1 protein-coding gene is annotated in these 436 nt (G+C 64.0%); it reads left to right on the plus strand.

Annotated elements, in window-relative coordinates:
• On the plus strand, positions 1 to 436 hold a 436-nt coding region (locus NNO02_RS23560; RefSeq protein WP_271455906.1), incomplete at both ends, for an SLC13 family permease.

The raw sequence follows: 436 nt of genomic DNA on the forward strand, positions 1-436 counted from the left end.
GCTTCGGCACACCGGCGTCTTCGAATACGTCGCGATTTGGGCCGTCAAACGCGCAAACGCCGCGCCGTTGCGCATCATGATCCTGCTGGTGCTGGTGACCGCGCTGGGGTCGGCCCTGCTGGACAACGTCACCACGGTGTTGTTGATCGCGCCGGTGACGCTACTGGTATGTGATCGACTGGGGGTCAATTCCACGCCGTTTTTGGTGGCCGAAGTCTTCGCGTCCAATGTCGGCGGCGCGGCCACGCTGGTCGGCGACCCGCCGAACATCATCATCGCCAGCCGGGCGGGACTGACGTTCAACGACTTCCTGATCCACATGGCCCCGGCCGTGCTCGTCGTCATGATCGCCCTGATCGGTCTGCTGCCCTGGCTGCTGGGCTCCGTCACTGCCGAGCCCACGAGACATCTCAGGATCTCGTATGCCGTCTTCTGC

Source organism: Citrobacter sp. Awk 2 (genome assembly GCF_028069815.1).
Classification (GTDB): domain Bacteria; phylum Pseudomonadota; class Gammaproteobacteria; order Enterobacterales; family Enterobacteriaceae; genus Citrobacter.